We start from the raw sequence: 25844 nt of genomic DNA, 5'->3' as shown, positions 1-25844 counted from the left end.
AACGCTCCCCTCTCACCGCGTCGCCGGCCGTGGGTTCCGGCCGACCGCGTTGTTGTACGGAGTCAGGTCGGCGCCGGGCGGACCCCAGGCGACGACCCCCGGAGCCGCCGTGTCGGCCCGGTCCAACAGGAGGTCGTACGTCAGGGTCGGCTGCTGGGTCGCCGTCCGCTGGCTCGCCCAGACCGCGGAAACCGTGACCCGGAGCAGCGCCTGCCGCGGCTTCGACTCCTTGGTCCGGTCCTGATCATCGGCCCAGAGCGCACCCACCTGACCGATGCTGAGGTCGGTGAAGCTGACCCCGGTGAGCGGCATGTAGAACCGGTCCGCGGCCGGATCGCCGACGGCCAGCTTCAGCGCGGCCGGATCGCCGCCGGTGTAGGCCTTGGTCCAGGCGTTGACCGCCTGCGCGTACTCCGGAGCCGCGGCGATCGAGGCGACCCCCGGCCACGGCCACTCCGTCTGGCCGCCGGCTTCCGGATTGGCCGGCAGGATCGGGACGAAGGAAGGATCGGCCAGGGCCACCGCGCCCTCGTCGGAGATCACCAGCTGGATGCTGGTGTCGTACATCCGGCCGGCGGAATCGGCCAGCACGAAGGAATAGGTGGTCAGCGTCCGCGGCTCCGACCGCTGGCCCTCCCGCTGCTGGGCCGCCTTGCTGGTCGAGCCGGTGTAGGCCACCACCCGACCGCCGGGCAGCGGCGACGGCGTCTCGCCGAGCCAGCGCTCGACCGCGACCTGGGCCTGGGCCGCCTCCCGGGTGACCGAGTTGTCCGGGCCGGCACCGGCGTTGGCGCTGGGCGGGGCCACGATCCGTACCGCCAGCACGATCACGGCGAAGATCAGGAACGGGAACAAGATCGCCGACACCCACAGGTAGACGGTGATCAACCGGCGCCTGATCTTGCCCTTGCGCGGGTCGACGACAACCGGCAACGTGTCCGGCTCGTCCCACCAGTCGACGTTCTTGAGCTTGCGGGAGGTGCCGTTCGCGGTCTTGGGGCTCATCGGCCGGACTCCTTTCCACGTCGCCGGAACCAGCCCCGACGGCGCTCCCGTTCCGCCTCCGGCACGTACGCCGGCGCCTCGACCGGCATGTCGAAGATCCGGTGCAGCACGGTGTCGATCAGGTTGGCGCAGACCGGCAGATCGGAGACCAGCTCACCGGCGTTCATCCGGGACAGGATCTCGTTGTCCTCCCAGATCGTGCCGATGTGCACCGACAGCTCGCGCAGCGCCGCGACGATCCGATCCTGGTTGTGCAGGGCGAGATTGGTCGGCACCCGGTTGATCAGCGACATCACGTGACTCGGGTTCACGCCCAGCCGGAGCAGCCGCTCCATCACCTCGATCAGGTTGGACAGGCCCGCGGTCGACATGCCGGTGACCGCGAGCGCCCAGCCGCCGGCGCCGAGCTCGGGCTCGATGATCTGGGTGACCAGGCCGCGCGGGTCGTCCCGCTCGAGGATCTGGGTGTCCAGCACGACCAGGTCGCAGAACTGCCGGACCTGGCTGATCATGCCGGCGACCACTCCGGCGGTGATCCGGCCGGTGCCCAACTGCTCGGCCGTCGGACCCTGGATGAAGGCGAAGTTGACCTTGGACAACCGGGCGTCCCGGGTCCGGTTCAGCGCGATCGGGGAGATGATGCCGGTCCGTACGTTGTCGTCGAGCACCGCGTCGAAGACCGTCGGCAGGTCACCGTCGGCCACCCGGAGGAACGTCGCCAGGTCGGGCTGGCCGAGGTTGGCGTCGATCAGCACCACCCGGCGGCCGCGGTTGGCGGCCCGATTGGCCACGGACAGGGCGAGCGAGGACTTGCCGACGCCGCCGGAACCGGACAGCGTGAACAGCACCTCGGCCTGGCCGGTCCGGATCGCGCCGCCGCGCAGCGCTCGCCGTACCGACTCGGCGAAGAACTCGTCATCGGTGGGCACGACTCCCGCCAGGCCCTCCGGATCGCCCGCGGCGGCCCGGCGCGGCGACTGCAGGTCCGGGTCCCATTCGGACCAGTCCGGCACGTTGGGGTCGAGCAGCGAGCCGTCGGACTCGAACTGCAGGCCGGGCGGCAGCTGATCGAGGTCGATGGCGTCGGTGACCACTCCGGCGTTCTTCAGCACGTCGACCACCGTGCTGCCGCCGCGCAACTGATAGGTGCGGTAGCCGTCACCGTCGTCCACGATCGGATGCTGGTCGGTGCCGAGCACGGTCAGATTGACGTGCCGATAGATCCGCGGGATCAGGCTCTGCACCCGGGGTTGGTTCAGGATCAGGCAGCCGACCGGACCGTGGTCGGTGACCAGCTCGTGCACCCGGTCCGCCGCGATCCGCAGATCCGGGCTGGTGGCAACCGTGAAACCGGCTCTGGTGAGGTGGGCTGCGAGCGGATCGAGCCCGATGAGGCCGATGGGGGTAGTCACCTCACCTCACCTCCCTTCCTTCTTGATGGCTTCCTTGGCGGCGGCGATCAGGCCGGGCGAAGCCTCTTCATAGGCCTGCGCCGACCAGGTTTCCGGTACCGGATCGAATACCAACGTCACATACCACCAATTGTTCCGCGAGCTGCTGCCAGTTGCCTCGGATACGACCGTGGCCTGAGAAAAGGTACCGTCCACGATCACCGACCGGACGGGGGTCACCACGGGTATCCGCGAGGTGGAGCGTACCGACATCCGATCGGCCAGATACGGCACCACCACGGCGGCCAGCGCCGTGTCTCGTTCGGCCGGATCGCGGACCGAGAACGCCTTCCAGAACGCGGCCGCCCGTTTCAGCACAACCGCCTTCTGATCAGGGGGAAGACTGCCGTGCTCGCCGGCGTCGGTGCCGGAGCTGGGCTGGTTGGTGGGCGGTGGGCCGGACGGGGTTTCCGTGGCTCCCTCGCCGTCGTCCTCGTGGTGCTCGTACGGCGGGGTCGTCGAAACGGCAGGCGGGACCGGCGCGCCGACCGGCTGGTCCGGCGCACCTCCCGCAACGGATCGCCAAATCCCCACCACAACCGCCACAACGATCACAACGGCCAGTGCGATCCCGACCAGACTGGTGGAACTCCGTGCGGCAGCCATGTCAGCAGTCCCCCCGGGGCACGTGACCCGCGTTGTTGACCATCTGCGGGGAGCACCGGATCGGCACGCCCTGCTGCTCGAGATAGGTGATCGGGTTCATCACCGCGCCGCCGCGGCGGACCTCGAAGTGCAGGTGCGCCCCCTGCGCGTTGCCCTGCTCGCCCTCGGTGCCGATCACCTGGCCGCGGCGCACCTGGACGCCCTCCTGGATCCCGGGCCCGAACGAGTTCAGGTGCGCATAGTAGGTCTGCACTCCGCCGCCGTGGTCGATCACGACGAAGCGGCCGTACGAGCATCCCCGGTTGCTGCGCCGCTGCTCGTTCGTGTAGCTCGGGCAGATCACCTTCGCCGTGGACACCGTGCCGTCGGCGACCGCGAGGAGTGGCGAGCCTTCGTTGGTCGACATGTCCTGACCGGTGTGGCCTTCATAGCCCCAACACTCGTTGCTGCTCGCGACGCACACTCCGTGACCGATGGAGTAGTTCTGGGCGGTGGGCAGGCCCCACTTGCCGTCGCCGCTGCCGGTGTCGACGACGCCCTTGTTGCCGTACACGGAGACGTGGACGTGGTTCCGGTGCGCCGCGGAGTCGTCCGGGCCGCTGTAGCAGGAGGCCGACGCGCCGCCGCACTGCCGCCAGCCCTCGTCGGCCCGCTCCACCGACCAGATCTGTTCCTGCCAGATGACGTACATGACGCCGAGCGGCCGCTGGTTCGCCTTCACCCACTCGGCGATTTCCGTGCCCAGGCGTTTGCCCTCGGCCGATTCGTAGTCAGGGATCATGATGTCGACCGCGCGATAGAGCGGGTGCTCGCCCGAGTTGGAGAAGTAGTAGCCGCCGATGGTGGTGATCATCGGGAAGTGCTTCTTGGTGCAGCGCAGGGTCCGCAACGCGTCCGGCTTCAGGCCGCGCTCCGACGGCCAGCCCGTCGCCGGGCAGTTTGCGAACTCGCCGCCACCGCTCTGGCACTCATCGGAGGCGACCGCCGGGTTGCCCGTGACCTCACCGAGGGCATTGATCAGGGCCACCGCCTCGGACTCCCGCTGGGCGTAGCGGCCGGGGAAGGCCGACCGCTGGACGTCCTGGGCGACATCACCCGGCGGTTTGGTCTGCCAGTTGTCGATCTGGAGCAGTCCCGGCACGTGATAGCCCACCGGGCCGGCCGGCTCGACCCCGGCCTTCTCGGCGTCGGAGACGTTCTCCGCGGTCAGCTTGTGGCCCTGATAGAACGTCTTCGCGCCGACCTGCACGTCGTTCAGCAGTCGTACGTTCTCCTCGTAGGTGCGGCCGTCGGCGTACCAGCCGAGCAGCGCCCGCTGCTGGAACACCCCGACGTCATGGTTGCCGTCCGGCGAGGCGGTGGAGCCGTCGGCACCGAGCTGCGACTCGACCAGCGCGGTCATCAGCGCGATCCGCCAGGCCAGCTCGGGCAGCTTCAGTGCCTTGCCGACCGCGATCGTGGTCGCGGCGTTCTTGATCTGGACGTCGGTGAAGCTGTCCACCCGGGGCAGGTTGCCGGGCAATCCGATCTGCCCGATCTGGCCCGGCGTGCACGCGCCCGCCGCCAGTTGCGGCTCGGGTTTCTGGCCGATCGCCCAACGGAAGGCCGCGTCGAACGTGCGCACCTGGTCGTCGGCCGACGCGATCGGCAGGTGCGACAACACCTGCTCGAACGCCTTCCGGGTCCGGTCGTGGACGCCGGCGCTGCCCGGATCGTCCTTGTTGATGCCGATGATGAACCGATTCGGATCCAGCGGATCCGGCACCTGCATGGCGCCGGCGTCGACCTGCTGCGGATCGGTGCCCGGGCCGGCCAGCATCATCGCCGAGAACAGCCGACCGAGCGCGACCCCGGCGTGCCGTCGGTCCTTCGCGGTCTCCTTGGTGAGCCGCTCGACGCCGAGCTTGGCGGCTGCCGTGTTGAAGGCCGCCAGCTCGATCCCGTACGGCGGATCGCCGGGCGCGGACCAGCCGCCGGCGGCGCGATCGATCGCGGCGAGCACGGTCCAGGTGGTGCCGGATCCGTCGGCGGCGAGCGTGTAGTCCTGCACCTCGGCCGCGGTCAGCCCCTCGGCCTCGACCGCTTCGCGGGACAGTTGCTCTCGCATGCTGGAGTCCGTCGCCACGGCGCCGCCCACCTGGGAGGCGGTGATGCCGAGATTGGCGATCAGCAGCACCGGGAGGGCAACGACCACGATTGCCACGATCAGCGCCCGACGGCGGAAACCCCGGTTCTTGATGGCCCCGGCACCGGTGCCGATGACCGCGCCGATCGCCGCGCCCTGCCCGCCACCGATCCGGCCGCCCAGCTCGGCGCCGGCGCGGGTGTGGCCGGCGACATCCCGTACGTCACCGCCCAGGGATCCGTCCGACCGGCTGCCGGAGACCAGCCGTTTCGCCGAGGACAAGGACCGGGAGGGACCACCCGACGATGGTCCGGCCGCGCCGGCCGGTTCGCCGTTGTCTGCCATCCCGGTCACCTCCCTTCGCTACGGTCGCGGGTCGGGCCTCCGCTCAGTGGACGCGGTTGCGACTGGCCTCCTCGATCCGTCTCACAAGTGGCCCCGTTCTCCGGAGCGCGACAGCTGCTCCGCTCTCGACTCGTTCCCCGGCCACGTCCCAGATCCAGTCTCTGCCCGCGCCGGCGCGCTCGCTCCCGTTGGCGCCGAACGAGCCCGTCGGGCGGGCCCGGCCGGCGCTCCGCCCCTGACCCCGCCGGACGCTCCGCCGGCCGAGAACGACTTGAACTCGGCTTCGAGCTGCTGCCTGGCGTAGGCGCGGGATCGGTAGTCCCGGAGCTGCTGCTGCCGTACCCCCGCATGGGAGCGGCGTCGCCGCTGGATCGCCGAGCTGGCCCGGCGCGCGACGACCACGCCGGCCACCGCCCCGCCGACCAGACCGGCCGGTGCCCCCAGCAGCAGGGCGCCGCCGGCCAGCGCCATCGTCTTCGTCGCCCGGCCGATGGCACGCCCCGGATCCTGCCGGAAGCGATGCCCCCAGACCCCGGCCTGCACCCGCGCCTGGTCAGCGGACCACCGGCCGAACCGCCGAACGGGGGCCGGTGCCGCGCCAGCGATCCGGGCCCCCACGGCGCCGACCGCTCCGGCCGCCGCCGACCCGAGCCCAGCCACCGCGCTGCCGACCTCCTTGCCGCGATCGATCATCCGCTGCGACCGAGTGGACTCGACCGCGCCGGAAATCCGAGCCTGGCGGGCCGCCCGCTCCTGCTGCGCCTCCTCCCGCCGGGAGGCCTTCTGGTCCTCGCGAAGCCCGTCGATGTCGGCCATCCGCTGCCGCGCCGCCGCCCTCCGTTGCCTCAGCGTCGAATTCGGATCGTTCAGGATGTCTTCCGGGGTCGGCCCGGTCGGCCCGCTATCCGCCGTTCTCGGCCGCAACGGCTGCTCGGTGTTCAGGTCGGCGTTGCGTTTGCCCAACTGGCTTGCCCGCGAGGCGTCGCCGTCCGCGCCGGGAAGTCGCTCGCGGCCACGATTCACCATGTCCTTCGCGCTACTCAGCATCTGCTGCCCGCCCTGACGGATCGCATTGAGTCCCGCTCCGCCGGCGATCGCGCCACCGAACGACATCGCGCCCTTGAGCGTCATCGGTGAAGGGACGCCGGCCTGACGGAAGGCGAAGTGCAACGCAACCGCCGCCATGACCGGTGCGAGGCCACCGAGGATGAGCCCCATATCCGTGTTCTGGCCGACGAATCCCTTGATCACATTCAGGATCACGTTGGTGAAGAGCGTGATCAGACTGAGAATGAACACGCCGAAGGCGGCCGCCAAGGACAGGCCCACATATCCCTTGATAAACCTGATCAGACGGTTGTTATCAGTCCGCGGCAGCAAACAGAGCAGCGCGACGAAGATCACCGAGAGCAGCATGAATGCGGCAATAGCCTTGATGATCATGATGATGGCGCCGGCCATCCCGAACACTGCCGCGACTCCGATCGCCGACAGCAGATACCCGATCACCGCCGAACCGCTGGCCCCCAGATTGGACCCGTGAAGCGACGAGATGAAGTCGTAGATGGAAGCCGGCATCTCGCCGGCGTTCTCCTTCAGCTTCGCGTCACCGTCGCCCCAGTCGAAGATGTCGCCGACTGTGTCACCATTTCGATTGAAGAAGTTATAGCAAGCGGAGTTCAGTGCTGCTGATCGCCCTTCTTCCGCCCCCACGCGGGCGGCTTCGACTGCAATTAACCAACCCTGGCCGCGTGGTGTGTGCCATCCACCAGTGGCATCGATGTTTGAAAGTAGCCCATCCTGCGGGACGCAGGATGCCCACGCGATCCAGGCCTTATCTTGTTCCACTCGATTCAGTGGTCGCCAGGCTGGGGCGTTGGGATTCACTCCGACCTGAGAGACTGCGATGCGCGGGTCTGGCACACGCGAGAGCACGTCGGCGCGCGTCGCTGCTGACCGGTTGTTCTCCGCTCCCTGACCCTCAATTGTGTACGAACCAATTCCAGCGGGGATAGCAGCATTGTGATCGAGCATCCGGCATGCAACTCGACTCTGTCCATTCAAGTTGTCCCGACCGAACTGGCCAACCGACCAGGCGCGGTAGCCGGACACCTGCCAAAGATTGGAGATCGTCTGTGCCGGTACGGACTTAGCATCGATCAGCGTTCCGTCATCCCGAGCGGAGTCGTTGTAGCCTCGTCGCAAGGCGTTGATGTACGCGCCGCAACTCAGCTGGTCGGTGTCGATTCCCGCACCCTCGTCACTGTTCGGGGTCGACAATGCCGCAGCGGGCGCGGACGCGATCTCGGTGATTGCCTCATCGATGGTGGTGGCGAACCAGCCAGGGGAACCCTCGCCCGGAATGAATCTCCCGGCCTCGTCGGTGCGGCTGTTAGTCGCGCCGACGACCATCACCACAAGAGCACCGACGATCACCATCTTCACGGCCAGCCTGGCCAGCCAGGATCCTTCCCGGCGGAGACCCTGGAGCAGGAGCCCGGCGGTCGCGATGACAGCCAGGCCTGCCAGTAGCGGCGAGGAGAGAACGGACCGGCCGAACTGGGCAGCGGCCGAGTCGATAGTCGCGCCAACCGATTGCAGAGGACAGAACTCGGTCGACCACATCACGAGCTTGGTGGTCACCGAATAGAGGAAGTCGCCGATGACGAAGGTGCTGCCCTGAAGCTGACGTTGAAGAGGTGCGAAGTCCGTCGGGAAACCGCCGGCCGAGCGCACGTGCAGTTGCTGAGTCGCGCCGGACCAACGCTCCACCGGCAGGTACTGGTAGTCGGCAGTCCCATCGGTGGCCGCGCAGATCGCCCTGGTCTGCGCGCCGTCCGTCGGCTCCGCCGCAGCCGGGGAAGCAGACAACAAAAGGGCTACCAGGGCCAGGAACAGCACGCCGGATATCCGCCGCACCATCGTCCGTCCCCCCGCAGGCTGCATCGGAATCCCTTTTCAGTCGAAGATCGAGGCCACGCGCGCGGCCGTGCTGACGGGCTTGAGTGGTTGGTCCTCCGGGAGGACGCGCTTGTCGGGATTCGGCCGGCTGCCGGGACGGACGAGGGTCCAGTCGTCGTGCGGCACGTGGACCGTGACCGCACCCAGCATGAATTGGTTCAGGACAGCGGTCCGGCGGTTCACCAGCATCTGGTAGTTCCGGATCTGCAGGCCACGTCGTGTCGCACCGTGGAAGAGCCAGACCGCGCCACCCACCAAAATGCCCAACAAGAGGAGGGCGATCGGGCCGATGAGGATCCAGAGCAGCAAGGTGGGAGCGATTCCGCAGACGAACGCGATACAGCCAACGATGAAGGCTCGATAGGGCATGTCGACGGGGCCGATGGTCTGTTGCCGGGCGCTGGACGCCTCCCGGCCAGTCATGTCCGTCAACGCGTACAACGGCTGCTCGTTCACAGGGCCTGGCCTTTCGGTCAGCCTGCCTGGCCCTGTGATGCCTGCCAGAGTCCGATTCCGGTGTTCGCGACAACGTCGATCAGGGTCAGGATGGCCGGCATCAGAAATCCGGGAGCCGCGAGGATCGATCCGAAGACAACCGCCCAGATGACCCAGCCACTCGTTCCCTCTTCCGATCGGCCCCGGGTCCGACGCCAGAAGAACACCACCAGCGCACCGATGATTACCAACATGCCTAGCCAGGCAGCCGCGGTCGTGAATCCAGATCCCGCGCTGCGAGTGACCGCCTGCCAGAACGCTTCCCAGTTACCGGACAGATCAACTTCACCGTCCATGGTCTTTCCTCTTCTCGTTTAGCTGCCGCCGATGACGCTGCTGACCACCTTGATCAGCAGGAACACCCCGAGTACCGCGGCTCCGATCGCCATCGGTATACCGCCCCGGTCCTCCAGCCATTCGGACACCTGACTTCGCTGCCCGTCGGACAAGCCGAACCGGGCACGCAACCGGCGGGCAACCGACTCACGTTCTTCGCCAGCCTGGAGCCGCTGGATGTCACGATCGCTCATCGCACCCACCTCTCCCGATCACGATAGGTTTCATGGAACCTACGTGTCTACGCCTCACCCCGAGGACGGAAACCTCCTTCCGAATCCCCCGAGACGACGCCCGACCTCGATCTGGGCCTGTACGAGCGGCAACGAGCGCACTCCTGAGAATGGAATGACGGGGGCCGCCATGGGTCGACCCAGCGAGCCGGCAACTCCGGCACCTAGACGACTCATCGGCCCCTCCTACCTGCGGGCTGGCCACATCCACGCCGCCCGCATCACCTGGAACTCATCCGCATGCTAACCCGATCGCCCCCCGGATTGGCACCCCAAACCCTGGCATGCCCTCGTGATCTGCTGACAAGTGGGCGCTGGCCAGGTGTGACGTCCAGCAGAGTCAGCCGACAGCCGGAAGGAGCCGTTGAATGTTGCCTGCGAACAGCCAAGTAGGAACGCGCAGACATGCTATCGCTTCGGGCCCATCAGAGCGATTCACTGCGCGTGAGCGTCAGTTCCAGAACTTGGTATCGCCCTCAACCTGATAGATCGCGTAGTTGTCAGCTGAGCCACTAAAGTTGTCCAAGTACACTTTCAGGCCCATGCCATCCCCGTCGAGACAGCTCACAGGAAGCTTCAAACCAGTACTTGCGCGCTGCTCGGCCGTCCCCTCCCGTTCATCAAGCTTGCAATCAAAGGTTGCGCCCGAGAGGGAAGTTGCGCTACTCACTCCACCTTCCTGACGAAAATAATACTGGACATTCAGGTACTGCTGCTGAACGACATCGAAGACGTTCTGACATGTCTCCCCAGTTCTCTCAGATGAATACCAGTCCGTCGCGATTCTGCAGTTCAGATCCTGCCCATCAATATGGGAGACTGCGTTTACCCACTTCTCGGCGAATTCGGCGTGATCCTCGGGCTTGCTGTCGTTCGCGCAACCAGCTAGGGCGACCACCGCGACGACTGCCAGGAAGGACGCAGTCAACCGGATTCGAAGTAGGCTAGGCACCAGATTCTCGCTTTCCTTGGTGAGACGACGATTGGTTTGAATCCTGCGAAAGGCTACCGCGAACTCTGCCGATCGCCACCATTCCCCTAGCGAACAAGCACATGGATTTCACCAACTTCGAACGGCCGTTCGGTCGCGATGCTGTAAGGAATTGTTCCCGACTGACCTCCGGCAGTCCAGGCTATTGTCCACCGAGATGTCGCCTCGACCGTATAGCTTCCGGGCTTCTGATATTCGTGACCGCAACTTGGGGACACCGTTCCTGCCGCGGTGCCCTTCCTCCACTTTGTGCCCAAGTCGCACCTCTGGGTCGTACCATCCCCCATCTTCCAGACGACCTTGTCCAGTCTGATTGAGATCCCAACAGTCAAGGGTCCGACAGTCTGCGTCACAGAGTCATTTGACGTACCACCGGTAGTCCACAACCAAACTGGATAGCCCACCGCCGTATCGAACGGGAGGTCGTGGTGGCTACGGTTTGGCCCCATTTGCGGCTCAGCAGCGGTAAATTTCAATCACGCGATGACATGTTTCGCAGCTTGTTCCGGCGTCATGGACGGCGCATTACTTTCGCCGCCTAGACGCACAACATTGGACCTAGGCAAATCGAGGCAATCCCGATATGCCTCAAGGTTCGCTATGCCCGCACAGGGATCCTCACCCCAGCCTGCCCACGTTTCGTCATCATTGCCATCTGAACGACTGCTGTCTTCTACCTCTTCTTCATCTGCTTCTGGTACGGACGGCAGACTGTCGATGCATTCGATAATCGCAGTGTCGGCATTAATACCATAGGTCTCGCAGGCGTATGCTGGACTCGTCCCAACTGCAATGGTTCCAAGCGCAATCAGCGCTACCGCGAGCAGCAATTCGAATGCACGAGTCATGACTACGCCTTGCCACAATCATTGTGGCCCGTCAAAGCCCGCGACGAAAGGGCCTCAACCAGCCACTTTTTTGCATTTCGATCCCAATGCAATTCGACCTCTTCCTCAATGAACTTCGGATGGTCGAAAAGCTTCCCCTGCTTCATGATCTTGACCTCAGACTGATCGACACATGCTTTCCACTTAGCGACAGGAACTGAAATCTCCAGATCCGTTAGATCGAGTATTCGAAAATTGCGGAGAGTTGCAAATCCCTCACGCTTGAATTCGCCACCTCTTACATCTCGGGCAGTCTTAGCGAGAAACCTGCGCGCGGCGCCATCTCTCGTCAGGTACTTGCCCAGGTATTCGGGTATCTCCGCCGCGCCGCCACCTTGCGACAGACGGTCACGTGCCTGCCACAGTGCGACATATGCCTGTTTCGAATCAGCCAGTGCGCGTTCGCGGTCAGAGGTCGGGGTTGGAGAGACGGTCGGCGTCGGTGACGCGACCGACCCCGGCGTAGGGGTCGACGGTGCGGTGGTCTGCGGAGGGGGTTGAGGCTGGCCGGTGCAGGCTGCCACGAGGAGGAGGCAGGCGAGGGTAGTCGCCGGGGTGAGGGGTCTACGCCGGGGGTGCGCAGGGCGGGAGGGGCTTGGGAGGGGGTCCGCAGCCGCCGGCCGCCGCATCATTGGGCCTGCCATGCAGGTCACTATCGCATCTGGATACGGCCAGGTTCCAGGACTGCTCACAAAGTTGTGGATAACCAGATTGCTCGGTCCCACCCTGTTGACAACTACCTCAGGAACCGCCTCCGACGGTTCTGCGGGCGCCTCGGGGCTGGTTGAGCCGCTCGATGCCGCGTTGCCCTGGGCCGGACTTCAGCCGGCCCTCAGCGGGCGGGAACGGCTTGCTGTCGTTCAGGGCTTTCTCGATTCGCAGGACCTCGGCCCAGAGCCCCTGCTCGGCCAACGACGACGCATTATCGGGCACGTAGTCGAGAGCTGAGGCGCTGCCGCCGTCGGCGGTCCGGGCTTCCGCGAAGCGTTGGGCCCAATAGCAGGCGGCGGTCAGCCGTTCGACCAGTTCCGCGGAGAGATAGAAGCTCTTCTGCTGGCGGTTGCTGTGGGCCGCGCCGTTGGTCGCGTCCTCGATCTCCTGCCGCGACACGGTCACGTTCTCGTCAGGCACGGTGACCTCCAGGTCAGGCCAGCGCGGGGAACCAGAGCGCGATTTCGCGCTTTGCGGATTCGGGCGAATCCGACCCGTGCACGAGATTCTCCCGGTTGGACAGGGAGTAGTCGCCGCGGATCGTGCCGGGGGCGGCCTTGCGTCCGTCGGTCGCTCCGTTGAGCAGCCGGACCACCTCGATCGCCTCGTCGCCTTCGACGATCAGGGCCACGGACGGGCCTGAGGTCACGAAGGTCCGCAGCGGCGGGTAGAACGACTTCTCCACGTGCTCGGCGTAGTGCTGGTCGGAGAGCTCACCGTCGACCTGACGCAGCTCCATCGCGATGATCGACAGCCCCTTCGATTCGAGCCGGCCGAGCACCGCGCCGACCAGTCCTCGGCGCACCGCGTCGGGCTTGATCAAAACGAAAGAACGCTGTGGTTCGGGTGCCGGCGGCATCGAGGTCTGAGTCATGGCTGCACCATATCGATCATGGCGCCGGTCGACTCATTCGGTTGCGGGATCCGCACTCCCGGGCGGCGTCCGCCGCTCCAGCCGTCGGCCGAGGACGAACATGAAGAGCCAGATCCCGGCGAACAATCCGCCGACGACGAACATGGTCGGGGTCGCGATTCCGAGCGCGATCCCGGCGAGCTGGGTCAGCCAGGCGAGCGGATAGCCGGCCGGTGTACGCATCAACCCGGCACTCACCAGCGCCAGTCCGGCGGCCAGTCCACCCAGGCCGCCGGCCAGGCCGCCGGGCAGCCCGGAGATGAAGATCATCACCGGAATGGACAAGCCGAACACGATCACCTCGAACATCAGGGTGATCATCAGCGGGGTCCGCATCGGGTTGTCGGCGGCGAGTCTCACCGGCCGTTGTCCTCCGGCTCATCGCCGACCAGCGGCCGCAACGGGTCCTCGGCCGGCGCCCGCCGGATCTGCGGCGGCGCATAGTCGTAGCCGTCCAGATCGTCCCGACTCCACTCGTCCTCGCCGTCAAGATCGTCCTCGTCCGGCTCGGAATCATCGTCCTCCGACACCGGTACGGCACCGTTCTCGGGCCACGGCTCGTCTCCGACCAGCAGGGTCCTAGCCTCGCCGACCGCGATCACCGAGCCGGTGATCAGGACGCCGGCGTTGCCGTACTCGTCGGCATCGGCCAGTGCCATCGCGGCCTCGATCGCATCGTCCAGCCGCGGTTCGACCTGCACCTGGTCCGCGCCGATGATCTCCCCGGCCAGCTCGGCCAGGGCATCGGCCGGCATGCCCCGGTCGGTCGAGGCCACCTGGGTCACCACGACGCGATCCAGCACCTCGGCCAGTTCGGTCAGCAGGCCGCGCGCATCCTTGTCCCGCATCACCGCCAGCACCCCGATCAGCGGGCTGAACGCGAAGGCCTCATTCACTCCCGCGGCCAGAGCGCGGGCGCTGTGCGGATTGTGCGCGGCGTCCAGCACCACGGTCGGCGAGCGGCGGACCACCTCGAGCCGGCCCGGCACCCGGACCTCGGCCAGCCCGGCCCGGATCACATCCGGCTCCAGGGCCCGCATGCCGAGGAACGCCTCGACGGCCGCGACGGCCAGCGCCGCGTTGGCCGCCTGGTGCGTACCGTGCAGTGGCAGGAAGATGTCGTCGACCGGCCCGCCGGAGGCGTTGATTCTGATCAACTGCCCACCGACGGCGACGCTGCGAGAGAGCAGACCGAAGTCGACCCCCTCGCGCTGCACCAGCGCACCCACTTCTGCGCTGCGGGCCAGCAGCGCGGTGGCCGCCTCCATCGGTTGTCCGGCGAAGATCGCCTGCGCGCCCGGCTTGATGATGCCGGCCTTCTCCACCGCGATCTTGTCCACGGTCGAGCCCAGCAGATGGGTGTGATCAAGATCGATCGGAGTGATCACCGCGACAGCGCCGTCGGCGACGTTCGTCGCGTCCCAGGACCCGCCGAGCCCGACCTCGATCACCCCGACGTCGACCGGTGCGTCGGCGAACGCTGCAAAGGCCATCGCGGTGATGATCTCGAAGAACGTCATCGCCACGCCGTCGATTTGCCGTTCGTCGACCATCGCCACGTACGGCTCGATGTCGGCCCAGGTCGCGTCGAACCGATCCTCCTCGATCGGCCGGCCGTCGATCATGATCCGTTCGGTGACGCTGGTCAGGTGCGGGCTGGAGAACCGCCCGGTCCGCAGCCCGGCCGCGCGCAGCAGGGATTCGATCATGGCCGTCGTCGAGCCCTTGCCGTTGGTCCCGGCGACGTGAATGACCGGGTACGTCCGCTGCGGATCACCGAGCAGTTCGGTCAGGGCGCGGATCCGGCCCAGGCTGGGCGCGACGCGGTGTTCGGGCCAGCGGGCGGTGAGGGTGGCGACGAGATCGGCATGTGACATAGCCAGCACAGTCTAGGGCGCGTCCTAGGCTGGCCGGACCATGGACGCCACCGACTGTTTCCCCTGTACGAACACGGCCGCCGCCACCCTGCCCGACCGGGAGCAGGTGATCCGCACCGAGCACTGGCGGGTCGCCCACGCCTTCAACGCGGCGCTGCCGGGCTGGCTGGTGCTGCTGCCGACGCGCCACGTCCTCAGCTACGCGGACCTTTCCGAGGAGGCCGCTGCCGAACTGGGACCGTTGCTGCTCGAGCTGAGCCGGGCGCTGCCCCGGTTGGTCGACTGCGTGAAGACGTACCAGATGCTGTTCGCCGAAGCCGAGGGGTTCGCCCATCTGCACGTCCATCTGGTGCCCCGGCCCCGCCAACTCGCCGCGGAACTCAGAGGACCCGGCATCTTCGGCTACCTGGGCCGGCCCGAGGCCGAGTGGGTGCCGGCCGACCGGATGGACGACCTGGCCCGACAGTTGCGCACCCTGCTCACTGTCCGATAGCCGGGTGGCCGACCTCGGCGCCCCGGCGTTCCTCGAACTTCACTCTGAACGCGCGGAAAGGATCCCGCCGTGCAACAGCGGGGTGAGCACGGCACGGCGAGACTTCGGATCGTCCCGTTCTGTGATCGTCCGCATCCCGCCGAGCCGCAGCATCGCCAGGCCATGCACCTGGGACCACAGGGCCGGGACGGCCACCTCGACCGGCACCGCCAGCCGTCCGGCGGCGGCGACCCGGGCGACCGCGTCGCCGAGCACCGACAGTGCCGCGAGTCCAGCCACCGACTGTGGGTCGCGGCCCCGGTTGACGAACATGACCACGAACAGCGCCGGCCGGTCCGCCGCGAAATCCAGGTAACCGAGACCGAGATCGATCAGATCGGCGACGTCGTCGCCCGAGCGGGCCTCGTCGATGGCCCGGAGCCGCTGCCCGAGCTCATCGAAGCCGAAGATCGCGACCTCGTTCAGCAGAGCTCGCTTGTTGGCGAAGTGACGGTACGGCGCCGCCACGCTCACCCCGGCCTCGCGGGCCGCCTGCGCCAGGCTGAAGCCGTCCACGCCGTGCTCGTCGATCAGCCGCAGGGCCGCCTCGATCATGGCGTGCCGCAGGGAGCCGTGGTGATAGGACTTGGCTCGGTCAGCGCTCATTTCCTGAATCGGTCCCGGTTCCGCCGCGGATGAGGGCCCACACGGCATAGGCCGGGACCACGGTAGCGGAACCGATCGCCGCGACGACCTTGATCATGGAGACTCCGGCGTGGGCGTACGCCAGCGGATCGGGGAACCCGACCGGGTCGCTGAGCATGATCAGCGACAGCGCGTTCTCCACGGCATCGAGCGCCGGCGCCGCGATCATCGCCGGCGCCAGCCGGTGCAACCGGGCCGCGGCCTTCGAGTGCCGGCGTCGCACCAGTGCCGCCGCCAGGAAGGTGACCAGCACCAGACTGGCGGCGAGGCCCGCCATCCACAGGTAGTCGACGGTCTCGGTGATGATCATCTGATCGAGCGTGCCCTGCGCCGCCAGCTGCTGATACCAGCCACGGACCGTCTCCGCGTCGGCCGTGAGATTGGCCGTGGCCAACGACTCCGGGTGGCGCACCCGCGCGAAGCTGGCCTGGAGCGCGACCTGACCGCCGACGGCGACGCCCAGCGCGCCGAACAGCGCCAGTGCCAGAACAGGGATCCCGATCATGACGGACCTCGGTCTCCGGTCCGTGCCGGCAGCCGGCGACGACCGAACCAGCGCCGGATCCGCCCCTGCTGCCAGAGCCACAGGCCGGACAACACGGCCAGCGGCAGCCCCACGGCCATCAAGAAGATCTTCAGCCCACCACTCAGCGCGACGGGCAGATACACCAGCAGACCGAGCGCGGCACCGAGCCCGACGTGCGCCAGGCGGACCGCTCTGCGGAGAGCCGAGCTGGATCGACGGTCACTCATGCACCTAACGTTATGGTCATTAACATTGAGCTGGCAACCCCCGGATCAGGTGATCACCAGGACCGTTGACACCCTCGCCGAGGCGACCCTACGCTCGAATCCGGTCGCGGCCGCGGCTCGACCGGGGCACCCGTTCGGGGAGTCGAGGAGTTGATCAACGAGGAGGACAACCCGCTCGGCTGCGACCCTGATCGCGTTCGTTCCTTGCCGTGTTGGCCCCCAGATATCGCGTACTCGGATAGAAGGAGACAGGCATGGGAGTGCTGGACACGTTCCGGCTGGACGGTCGTAAGGCCCTGGTCACCGGCGGCAACCGCGGGTTGGGTCTCGCCTTCGCGCGCGGTCTGGCCGAGGCCGGCGCCGACGTGGTGATCAGCGCCCGCGACGCCGACCGCAACGAGCAGGCGGCCGAAACCCTGCGCGCGGAGGGGCATTCGGTCCGGGTGGTGACCGGCGACCTCGTCGCCGACGCCGACCGGATCGTCGCCGACTCGATCGAGGCTCTCGGCGGCCTGGATATCTTGATCAACAATGCCGGAATCGCAATTCATCGGTCGACGTTCGACGTCTCGGAGGATGAATTCGACCTGGTGCTCGATCTCAATCTCAAGGCGCTGTGGAAGACCTCGATCGCGGCGGCCCGCCGGATGAAGGAACACGGTGGGGGCAGCATCGTCAATATCGGTTCGATCTCATCGCTTATCGTCAACCGGCCTCAGTGGCAGGCCTCGTACAACGCTTCCAAGGCGGCGGTGCATCAGTTGACGAAGTCCCTGGCTGCCGAATGGGCGCCGTACGGGATTCGGGTCAACGCCGTGGCTCCCGGCTATGTCAAGACCGACATGGCCCCGGTCGACCGGCCGGAATTCAAGTCACGGTGGATCGATGACTCGGTGCAGCAGCGGTACGCGCTACCGGAGGAGATCGCCCCGACGGTGGTCTATGCCGCGTCGGATGCCGCAGCCTTCATGACCGGTTCGGTGATCGTGATCGATGGCGGCTACACGGTCTACTGACCGCATAGCCGCCATCCCATCGTTGAGTTGTTCAGTCAGCTCAGCGGCTGACCGGGACCTCGGGAACCTCCGGCAGTTCCGGCAGCTCCGGGATCGGCACCACGCCGCCCAGGGCTCCGGTCAAGGAGTCCAACAGGCTGGCGACCAGGTTGAGCACCTTCTCGATCAGTCCGGCGAGGTCGACTCCGCCCGGCAGATCCAGCGTCGGCGTCAGGGTCCCGCTGTCGATGGAGAGCGAGACGTCAGCCTCAAGAACCCGCTCCAGATACCGCTCCATCGACGACTCGAGGTTGCTCGCCGAGGCCGTGGACATCGTGCCCTTGGTCGGAAGGCCGGACTTGATCCCCTTGCGCATCTTGTCGGTGATCTTGTCCGCCAGCGCTGCCGCCTGATTCCGGGTGGCGCCGCTCTCCCTGAATTCGCGATACAGCTGATACTCCATGCTGTCCGCCAGATAGTTCGTCGCCTGGGCGCGAGTCACCGTGACGCTGCCCTTCTTACCGGTCAGCTCGATTCCGCCCGTATCTGCACTCGCAGTTCCGATGCCGGCAATGGTTGTCGCCAGGACGGCGGCTCCGGCCACGACGCCCTTAACCAGCGGCTTCAGGATAGACATGATCACTCCTCGGGGTAGTTCCTCCGGTATCGCCATGCGATCCGGACCAGCAGTCAAACCTTCGATCCCCCGAGCAATCCCCCGAGTGGGTGATACACGGCCTTACGACGCATAAAGATACGAACCCGAAGTGCTTTCTGTCTAGAGGTAATTCAACCAGCGCTTGAGAGTCGGTCGATCATTGACTCATATCAGCGGAAATTAAGGTTCATAAGTCTTGATCGGCGACGGCAACGCAGTTATAGGGACTACGCCACCGCCGCCGATCCGGGAAAGACCCGGAATCAGCCGAGCAGGCCGCCGGTCAGTCCATCGACCGGCAGCTCGCCACCACCCGGCAACCCGCCGCCCAGCTCATCGCTGAGCAGCCCGTCCAGCAGGCCCTGCACCTCGAGGTCACCCAACAGATCGAGATCGAGTCCAAGATCAAGATCGAGGGACAGATCGACCTCGACACCCAGGGTGTCTTCCAGGAGGTCGGTGAGGGTGTCTTCGAGGTCCGACAGCGAGGCCTCATCGAGCGTTCCGTGCTCGGACACGGCTCCCTGGATCGGGCCGGACACCTTCGACGCCATGGCCGTAGCGAGCCGGGTCGCCTCATCGGCGCTCAGCTGTTCGCCCAGTTCGGTCTGCAACTGCCGCTGGAGCTCGGCGGTCAATTGCCCGGCGGCGTCTTCCGTGATCACCGAACCGACCGCCCCGTTCAGGTCGGTCGGCAACGGCTCAGCGCTGGCGTACGAGGCTCCGGCGAAGCTGGTCACCACGACGGCGATCCCAGCGACGGCGCCCTTGGCCAGCGGCTTCAGGATGGACATCTCACTCCTTGGGGTTGATTCACCGAGACCATCGGCGGTCCCGGTCCAGTGGTCGGCCCCTCTTCCCGGCGGTTCGACCCACAGTCCCAACGATTGCTCCCAGGGCCGGTCTGCAGCCTCACCACGGGAACCCAACCACTGTCTTGATGGCGACCCTAGCGAAGCCGACCCGTCCTCTGTCCAGCCGACACGACCAGAAATGATCACTTCGTGGACAGGGTCCACCAAGATCGTGAATCCCTTGATCACGAGTGATCGTTGATCTTCGCCTCAACGCAGCGTTGTATCCGATACAAGGCCGTATCGGCCGACGCGATCATCAGCGATGAAGATCAACTCGGCACCGGATCGATGATCACGACCAGGCCCGGAGCGCCGTTCCGCCACCCGACAGGACTGCTAACGTGATCGGCGGTCAGCAACGAGTCCGGCGACCAGGTCGTTGGCGACGCCGCGCTCAGCCCGATGGCGACCGGACGGTACGTCCTGTCCCGGCGGTAACCAGGATGCGACCGATCGGCCGGATTCCGTAGGATCAACGGTTATGACCGAAACCTCGACCGAACCTCGTACGACTCCTCCGGCTGCCACCGCGCCCGAGGTAGTCGCGCAGGTACGGTCGGTGCCGGACAAACCGGCCCTGGAAGGGCTGGAGGCCAAGTGGTCGGAGCGCTGGCAGCAGGACCAGACCTACGCGTTCGTCCGGCCCGAGCGGCGGGACCAGGTGTTCAGCATCGACACGCCGCCGCCGACCGTGTCCGGCTCCCTCCACGTGGGACACGTGTTCTCCTACACCCACACCGACGTGATCGCCCGCTATCAGCGGATGACCGGCAAGTCGGTGTTCTATCCGATCGGCTGGGACGACAACGGGCTGCCGACCGAGCGCCGGGTGCAGAACTTCTACGGTGTGCGCTGCGACCCGACGGTGCCCTATCAGGCTGACTTCACTCCCCCGATCAAGCCCGATCCCAAGCGTCAGGTGCCGATCAGCCGGCGCAATTTCGTCGAGCTGTGCCACGAGCTGACCCAGGTGGACGAGAAGGCGTTCGAGGACCTGTGGCGCCAGGTCGGGCTGAGTGTGGACTGGTCGACGCTTTACACGACGATCTCCGACGACTCGGCCGCCGTGGCCCAGTGCGCGTTCCTGCGCAACGTGAGCCGCGGCGAAGCCTACCTGGCGGAGGCGCCGACGGTCTGGGACGTGACCTTCCAGTCGGCCATCGCGCAGGCCGAGGTGGAGGCCCGGGACTATCCGGGCGCGTTCCACAAGATCGCCTTCCACAGCGCCCAGGGTCCCGTGTATATCGAGACCACCCGGCCGGAACTGATCGCGGCCTGCGCCGCGCTGCTCACCCATCCCGACGACGAGCGGTTCGCCGGACTGGTCGGGCAGACGGTGACCAGCCCGGTGTTCGGGGTCGAGCTCCCGGTGCTCGCCCACCCGCTGGTGGAGAAGGATCTCGGCTCCGGCCTGGTGATGTGTTGCACCTTCGGTGATCAGACCGACGTGACCTGGTGGCGCGAACTGCAGCTGCCGGCCCGGGTGATCATCGGCCGGGACGGCCGGATCCTGGCCGAGGTGCCGGAGTGGATCCCGGCCGCGGCCCAGGAGGCGTACGAACAGCTCGCCGGCAAGACCACCTTCAGCGCCCGCGAGGCCATGGTCGGGCTGCTCCGCGAGTCCGGTGATCTCGACGGCGAGCCGAAGCCGACCCAGCGCAAGGCGAACTTCTTCGAGAAGGGCGACAAGCCGCTGGAGATCGTGTCCACCCGGCAGTGGTACATCCGCAACGGTGGCCGCGACACCGTGCTCCGGGACCGGCTGCTGGAACGCGGCCGGGAGCTGGCCTGGGTGCCCGACCACATGCGGCACCGGTACGAGGACTGGGTGGGCGGCCTCAACGGCGACTGGCTGATCTCCCGCCAGCGCTTCTTCGGCGTGCCGTTCCCGGTCTGGTATCGGCTCGATGATCAAGGTGAGCCGGACTACGAAAGCCCCTTGTTCGCCGACGAATCCGCGCTGCCGGTCGATCCGAGCACCGACACTCCGGCCGGGTTCGACGAGTCCCGGCGCGGCGTGCCCGGCGGCTTCATCGCCGACCCGGACGTGTTGGACACCTGGGCCACCTCCTCGCTCACCCCGCAGATCGTCTGCGGCTGGCTGCGTGACCCGGAGCTGTTCGAGCTCACCTTCCCGATGGACCTGAACACCAACGCGCACGACATCATCCGCACCTGGTTGTTCGACCGGGTGATCAGGTCGCACTTCGAGCACGGCTCGCTGCCCTGGATCCGGTCCATGATCAGCGGCTTCGTGACCGACCCGGACCGCAAGAAGATGAGCAAGTCCAAGGGCAACGCCACCGTGCCGACCGAGATCCTGGAGAAGTACGGCACCGACGCGGTGCGCTGGCGGGCCGCGCTGGCCCGGCCGGGCCTGGATTCGCCGTTCGACGAGACCCAGATGAAGGTCGGCCGGCGGCTGGCGATGAAGGTGTTGAACGCCAGCCGGCTGATCCTCGGCTACCCCGAGCCGGGTCCCGACGCGACGGTGACCGAGCCGGCCGACCGGGCCATGCTGGCCGAGCTCCGGTCGGTGATCGGCACCGCGACCAAGCACTTCGAGGCGTTCGACTACACCAGCGCGCTCGAGGTGACCGAACGGTTCTTCTGGCAGTTCTGCGACGACTATCTGGAGTTGGTCAAGGAGCGGGCGTACGGCTCCGCCGGCGAGGAGGCGGCAGCGTCCGCACGGGTCGCGCTGAACCAGGCGCTGAACGTGATGCTGCGCCTGCTGGCGCCGATCCTGCCGTTCGTGACCGAAGAGGTCTGGTCCTGGTGGCAGCAGGGTTCGATCCACACCGCGGCGTGGCCGACGACCGAGGAGATCGACGCCGACGGAGACCCGCGACTGCTGGCCGACGTCGCCGCGGCCTTGATCGCCATCCGCGGCGCCAAGTCGAACGCCAAGGTGTCGATGAAGACCGAGATCAGCCACGCCGCGTTCGGTGCCCCGGCGGAGACCCTGCAGCGCATCCGGTCGGTCGAAGTCGATCTTCGCGCGGTCGGCCGGATCACCGGCGGGATCGACTGGCAGGAGTCCGCCGGCGACCTCCGGGTGGACGTCACGCTGGCCGACTGACTCATCGTTCCCTGAGCCTGCCGAAGGGCCAAGGTGATCAACTGTGCTTGCCCTTCGACAGGCTCAGGGAACGAACAACCGCAGCCGGCTTGTCCGGTCACTGGATTAGCTGGTGGGGCCGTGTTCATGGTCGAGCCACGGTCCCGGCGGTAGCGCGTTACCTTCGCTGTTCATGATCAACCATCGTGAGCACGAGCACGGCCGTTCGGGGCGCGGCCGTCACCGCGCCAGTCGATCCTGCGCCGCCCCCACCGCGACCCGCCCGCCGCAACCGCAATCTCCGCAACGCCTTGCTGTTCGGCGCGCTGATCGCGCCGAACCTCATCGTCATCCTGGTCTTCTCCTACTGGCCGACGATCTACAACTTCTACCTGAGCTTCACCAAGTGGGACCTGGTCGATCCGACGCCGACCTTCGTCGGGCTGCGGAACTACCTGTCGATGATCAACGATTCCCGCTTCCACGCGGCGTTGATCAACACGGCGATCTTCACCGGCGTCGGCACGATCGTGAGCCTGATCGGCGGCATCCTGATGGGGCTGCTGCTGGCCACCCGGATCCGGTTCAGCGGCATCGTCCGGACGATCGCGTTCGCCCCACATCTGTTGCCCGGGGCGGCGATCGGCGTGCTGTGGCTGTTCATCTTCGACCCCACCTACGGCTTGTCCCGGGTCGCCTTCGACCTGATCGGGATGGACTCACCGCGCTGGACGACGACCTCGGACTGGTCGGTCTGGGCGATCACGGTGGCCTACCTGTGGCAGCGGCTCGGGTTCGTGACGATCATTTACTACACCGCGATCCTGGACTTGCCGAAGGACGTGTACGAGGCCGCAGCGCTGGACGGCGCCACCGGCTGGCGGCTGCATCGCCATCTCACCCTGCCGCTGCTCTCCCCCGCCACCCTGTTCCTGTCGATCACCGGGCTGATCGGTGCCGCCCAGGCCTTCGACATCATCGCCACCCTGACCGAGGGCGGGCCGGGTGACTCCAGCACCACGCTGAGCTGGCTGATCTACGCCGACGCCTTCCGCGAGTTCGACGTCGGAGCCTCGGCCGCCTCCGCCACCCTGATGTTCCTTCTGCTGCTGGTGCTGACGATCATCCAGCTCCGGATCGGCGATCGGTCGGTGCACTACCAGTGAAGACCCAGGTGCTCCGCCCGATCCTGCTCTATCCGTTGCTGGTGATCACGTTCGCCGTCTTCGCGATCCCGCTCTACTGGCTGTTCAGCACTTCGCTCAAGGCACCGGAGGAGATCTACACCTTTCCGGTCACCTGGTTCCCGGCACTGCCCCGCTGGGAGAACTTCGTCGAGGCCTGGACCGCCGCGCCGTTCGACCGGTTCCTGCTCAACTCGGTGATCACCACCACGGTCGGCACGACGCTGGAGCTGTTGCTGGCGATCATGAGTGCGTACGCCTTCGCCTTCGTGCCGTTCCGCTGGAAGCGGCCGATCCTGCTGCTGATGCTGGGATCGTTGATGCTGCCCGGGCACGTCACGCTGCTGGTCAACTACATCACGATCGGCAATCTCGGTTGGATCAACACTTATCAGGGGCTGATCCTGCCTGGCATCGGCACCGCGTTCGCGATGTTCCTGCTGCTGCAGCAGATGCGCCGGATCTCGGCCGAGCTGGTGGACGCGATGACGCTGGACGGAGCCGGCCACGTGCACCGGCTGATCCAGCTGGTGCTGCCGCTGTCCCGGCCGATGATCATCACCGCGACCCTGATCATCCTGATCGGAAAGTGGAACGACTTCGTCTGGCCGTTGATCGCCACCAACACGGTCACCATGCGCACGCTGCCGATCGGGCTGATGTTCCTCCGGTCCGAGGAGGGCTACAACAACTGGGGTGCCGTGATGGCCGGCACCGTGATCACCGCGCTACCGATGTTGATCATCTTCTTCCTGGCCCAGCGCCGCATCGTCGGCGGTCTCGCCGCCGGCGCGCTGCGCTGACCGTACCCACCAAGAAATCGGAGTCGATCATGACAGAGTCCACCCTGCCCACCCACTCCCGCCGGGCGATGTTGTCCGTGCTCGGCCTGACCGGCGCGGCCGCCGCCCTGGCCGGCTGCGGAGCGCCCGGCGCGAGCACCGAGGGCACGGTCAACAACGCCTATCGGCAGGCGGATCTGCAGGTCCCGCAGGAATACCAGGGCCGCACACCGGTGCTGTTCTGGTCGCCCTGGACGGCCGGACCACAGGACGCGATCAACGAGATGCTGCGCCGATTCAACGAGTCGCAGACCGACATCGTCGCCGTCTCCGAATCGCAGCTGAACTACCAGACCCTGAACCAGAAGCTGACCGCCGCGCTGCAGGCCCGGCAGGTGCCGGACGTGGTCTGCTTCCCGGAGTTGCAGTGGCTGCAGTTCTACTTCTCCGGCGTCTTCGCCGAGCTCGATCCGTACTTCACCGCCGACTGGTCGCTGGACGTCTATCTGGACAACTACGTCGGCGAGGGCGTCGCGGCCGGCAAGACCTACGTCGTCCCGTTCGCCCGCTCGAATCCCTTGTTCTACTTCAATCGCGAGGTGTTCCGGCAGGTCGGGCTGCCGGCGGAGGGACCGAGGACCTGGGACGACCTGGCCGATTACGCACCGGAGCTTGCCAAGATCACGGTCAGCGGCAAACCGCTGCAGGCGATGGCGTTCGGCTCGGCCGACAACTGGTTCGGCCAGGCCCAGATCTGGGCCTGGGGCGGGGCGTTCTCGAAGGAGTACGAGATCACCATCGACCAGGAGCCCGGCGTGGCCTGGCTGGACTGGCAGCGCGACTTCATCCACCGGCGGAAGTTCGGCTATCTGGCCAAGGAGGCGATGACCGACTACACCACCGGCCTCGCCGCCTGCTGCCATGGCTCGACCGCTTCGCTGCGCGGCGCGATGCAGGCCGCGAAGTTCGACATCGGCGTGGCTTTCATGCTGGGCAAGGAATCCGAGCGGACCCAGGTGCCCACCGGCGGCTCCGGGCTGTCGATCGTCAAGGCCGACTCCAAGGACCGGCAGGACGCGGCGGCCGAACTGTTCAAGTTCCTCGCCACTCCGGAGATCGCCGCCTACTGGCACGCCAGCACCGGCTACGTGCCGATCGTCAAGGCGGCCCGGGAGACGAAGACGGTCAAGGAGCTGGTCGCCGAGAACCCCAACTTCGGCGTCGCCCTGGAACAGCTGCCCAACGCCAGGACCGCCGACCGGATCTCCTGGTTCCAGGCCGGTACGGACGAGATCAGCCGAGCCATGACGAAGGTGTACGGCGACAACGTGCCCGCGGCCGAGGCGCTGAGCGGGATCCGGCCGCGGCTCGAGGAGATCATGGCCGACAACCGGGAGGACCTGGAGCGGGTGGTCACCACCTGAGGTCGGACCCGGTCCTC

26 protein-coding genes are annotated in these 25844 nt (G+C 66.7%); 6 read left to right on the top strand and 20 right to left on the bottom strand.

Annotated features, from left to right (window positions below):
* Window positions 1-12: 12 nt before the first annotated feature.
* From FNH24_RS22115 to FNH24_RS22045, 15 genes are all read right to left on the bottom strand, one after another.
* Window positions 13-1005 carry a hypothetical protein gene (locus tag FNH24_RS22115; RefSeq protein ID WP_152364411.1) on the bottom strand — a complete coding sequence of 331 codons (993 nt, stop codon included), beginning with the start codon at window positions 1003-1005 and terminating at the stop codon, window positions 13-15.
* A complete protein-coding gene (locus tag FNH24_RS22110) occupies window positions 1002-2417 on the bottom strand; it encodes a nucleotide-binding protein (RefSeq protein WP_152364410.1) in 1416 nt (471 codons plus the stop codon). Before FNH24_RS22110 ends, FNH24_RS22115 begins: the two co-directional genes overlap by 4 nt.
* A 6-nt stretch (window positions 2418-2423) precedes the next feature.
* The gene (locus FNH24_RS22105; RefSeq protein ID WP_152364409.1) at window positions 2424-3062 is read right to left on the bottom strand and encodes a hypothetical protein; all 639 of its coding nucleotides are present in this window, start codon (window positions 3060-3062) and stop codon (window positions 2424-2426) included.
* Window position 3063: 1 nt separating this feature from the next.
* Window positions 3064-5532, bottom strand: a complete 2469-nt coding sequence (locus FNH24_RS22100; RefSeq protein WP_152364408.1) for a M23 family metallopeptidase — start codon at window positions 5530-5532, stop codon at window positions 3064-3066.
* 81 nt (window positions 5533-5613) lie between these two features.
* Entirely contained in the window at window positions 5614-8433 is a 2820-nt protein-coding gene (locus FNH24_RS22095; protein ID WP_152364407.1) for a hypothetical protein, read from the bottom strand.
* A gap of 57 nt (window positions 8434-8490) precedes the next feature.
* Window positions 8491-8949 carry a hypothetical protein gene (locus tag FNH24_RS22090; protein ID WP_152364406.1) on the bottom strand — a complete coding sequence of 153 codons (459 nt, stop codon included), beginning with the start codon at window positions 8947-8949 and terminating at the stop codon, window positions 8491-8493.
* Window positions 8950-8966: 17 nt separating this feature from the next.
* A complete protein-coding gene (locus tag FNH24_RS22085; RefSeq protein ID WP_152364405.1) occupies window positions 8967-9284 on the bottom strand; it encodes a hypothetical protein in 318 nt (105 codons plus the stop codon).
* 18 nt (window positions 9285-9302) lie between these two features.
* The gene (locus FNH24_RS22080; RefSeq protein WP_152364404.1) at window positions 9303-9518 is read right to left on the bottom strand and encodes a hypothetical protein; all 216 of its coding nucleotides are present in this window, start codon (window positions 9516-9518) and stop codon (window positions 9303-9305) included.
* Between the two features lie 490 nt (window positions 9519-10008).
* Window positions 10009-10485 (bottom strand): hypothetical protein, encoded by a 477-nt coding sequence (locus tag FNH24_RS22075; protein ID WP_152364403.1) that lies wholly within the window; start codon window positions 10483-10485, stop codon window positions 10009-10011.
* 539 nt (window positions 10486-11024) lie between these two features.
* Window positions 11025-11396 carry a hypothetical protein gene (locus tag FNH24_RS22070; protein ID WP_152364402.1) on the bottom strand — a complete coding sequence of 124 codons (372 nt, stop codon included), beginning with the start codon at window positions 11394-11396 and terminating at the stop codon, window positions 11025-11027.
* A 2-nt stretch (window positions 11397-11398) separates the two neighbouring features.
* Window positions 11399-11959 (bottom strand): hypothetical protein, encoded by a 561-nt coding sequence (locus FNH24_RS22065; RefSeq protein ID WP_152364401.1) that lies wholly within the window; start codon window positions 11957-11959, stop codon window positions 11399-11401.
* Between the two features lie 217 nt (window positions 11960-12176).
* Window positions 12177-12566, bottom strand: coding sequence for a hypothetical protein (locus FNH24_RS22060; RefSeq protein ID WP_152364400.1), 390 nt, complete (start codon window positions 12564-12566; stop codon window positions 12177-12179).
* A gap of 13 nt (window positions 12567-12579) precedes the next feature.
* Entirely contained in the window at window positions 12580-13020 is a 441-nt protein-coding gene (gene ndk, locus FNH24_RS22055) for a nucleoside-diphosphate kinase (RefSeq protein ID WP_246187018.1), read from the bottom strand.
* Between the two features lie 33 nt (window positions 13021-13053).
* Entirely contained in the window at window positions 13054-13419 is a 366-nt protein-coding gene (locus tag FNH24_RS22050; RefSeq protein ID WP_246187017.1) for a DUF4233 domain-containing protein, read from the bottom strand.
* The gene (locus FNH24_RS22045; protein ID WP_152364399.1) at window positions 13416-14936 is read right to left on the bottom strand and encodes a bifunctional folylpolyglutamate synthase/dihydrofolate synthase; all 1521 of its coding nucleotides are present in this window, start codon (window positions 14934-14936) and stop codon (window positions 13416-13418) included. The genes FNH24_RS22050 and FNH24_RS22045 overlap by 4 nt, the downstream gene beginning before the upstream one ends.
* Window positions 14937-14976: 40 nt before the next feature.
* Here FNH24_RS22045 and FNH24_RS22040 point away from each other — a divergent pair, with 40 nt between their 5' ends.
* Entirely contained in the window at window positions 14977-15429 is a 453-nt protein-coding gene (locus FNH24_RS22040; RefSeq protein ID WP_152364398.1) for an HIT family protein, read from the top strand.
* A 39-nt stretch (window positions 15430-15468) separates the two neighbouring features.
* Here FNH24_RS22040 and FNH24_RS22035 read toward each other — a convergent pair whose 3' ends face one another.
* From FNH24_RS22035 to FNH24_RS22025, 3 genes are read right to left on the bottom strand one after another with little or no spacing between them, the layout of a single operon-like run.
* Window positions 15469-16074 (bottom strand): TetR/AcrR family transcriptional regulator, encoded by a 606-nt coding sequence (locus FNH24_RS22035; RefSeq protein ID WP_161606259.1) that lies wholly within the window; start codon window positions 16072-16074, stop codon window positions 15469-15471.
* On the bottom strand, window positions 16064-16618 hold the full coding sequence (locus tag FNH24_RS22030) for a hypothetical protein (protein ID WP_152364396.1): 555 nt from the start codon (window positions 16616-16618) through the stop codon (window positions 16064-16066). The genes FNH24_RS22035 and FNH24_RS22030 overlap by 11 nt, the downstream gene beginning before the upstream one ends.
* Entirely contained in the window at window positions 16615-16866 is a 252-nt protein-coding gene (locus tag FNH24_RS22025) for a hypothetical protein (RefSeq protein WP_170304525.1), read from the bottom strand. The genes FNH24_RS22030 and FNH24_RS22025 overlap by 4 nt, the downstream gene beginning before the upstream one ends.
* A gap of 254 nt (window positions 16867-17120) precedes the next feature.
* Here FNH24_RS22025 and FNH24_RS22020 point away from each other — a divergent pair, with 254 nt between their 5' ends.
* Window positions 17121-17882 carry an SDR family NAD(P)-dependent oxidoreductase gene (locus tag FNH24_RS22020; RefSeq protein ID WP_152364395.1) on the top strand — a complete coding sequence of 254 codons (762 nt, stop codon included), beginning with the start codon at window positions 17121-17123 and terminating at the stop codon, window positions 17880-17882.
* A 40-nt stretch (window positions 17883-17922) separates the two neighbouring features.
* Here FNH24_RS22020 and FNH24_RS22015 read toward each other — a convergent pair whose 3' ends face one another.
* Window positions 17923-18498: a hypothetical protein gene (locus FNH24_RS22015; protein WP_152364394.1), complete on the bottom strand. Its 576-nt coding sequence runs from the start codon at window positions 18496-18498 to the stop codon at window positions 17923-17925.
* 284 nt (window positions 18499-18782) lie between these two features.
* On the bottom strand, window positions 18783-19313 hold the full coding sequence (locus FNH24_RS22010; protein WP_152364393.1) for a hypothetical protein: 531 nt from the start codon (window positions 19311-19313) through the stop codon (window positions 18783-18785).
* 544 nt (window positions 19314-19857) lie between these two features.
* Between FNH24_RS22010 and valS the strand changes: the two genes are divergently transcribed.
* The 4 genes from valS (at window position 19858) to FNH24_RS21990 (ending at window position 25827) form a co-directional block, all read left to right on the top strand.
* Window positions 19858-22458 carry a valine--tRNA ligase gene (gene valS, locus FNH24_RS22005; RefSeq protein WP_152364392.1) on the top strand — a complete coding sequence of 867 codons (2601 nt, stop codon included), beginning with the start codon at window positions 19858-19860 and terminating at the stop codon, window positions 22456-22458.
* A gap of 185 nt (window positions 22459-22643) precedes the next feature.
* Complete coding sequence (locus FNH24_RS22000) at window positions 22644-23603, top strand: carbohydrate ABC transporter permease (RefSeq protein WP_217428416.1); 960 nt, start codon at window positions 22644-22646, stop codon at window positions 23601-23603.
* On the top strand, window positions 23600-24424 hold the full coding sequence (locus tag FNH24_RS21995) for a carbohydrate ABC transporter permease (protein ID WP_152364390.1): 825 nt from the start codon (window positions 23600-23602) through the stop codon (window positions 24422-24424). Before FNH24_RS22000 ends, FNH24_RS21995 begins: the two co-directional genes overlap by 4 nt.
* A gap of 29 nt (window positions 24425-24453) precedes the next feature.
* Window positions 24454-25827, top strand: coding sequence for an ABC transporter substrate-binding protein (locus FNH24_RS21990; protein WP_152364389.1), 1374 nt, complete (start codon window positions 24454-24456; stop codon window positions 25825-25827).
* The last annotated feature ends 17 nt before the right edge of the window (window positions 25828-25844 follow it).

The organism is Microlunatus speluncae (genome assembly GCF_009299835.1).
In the GTDB taxonomy this organism is placed as follows: Bacteria; Actinomycetota; Actinomycetes; order Propionibacteriales; family Propionibacteriaceae; genus Microlunatus; species Microlunatus speluncae.
This window is presented reverse-complemented; position numbering and strand designations above follow the sequence as displayed.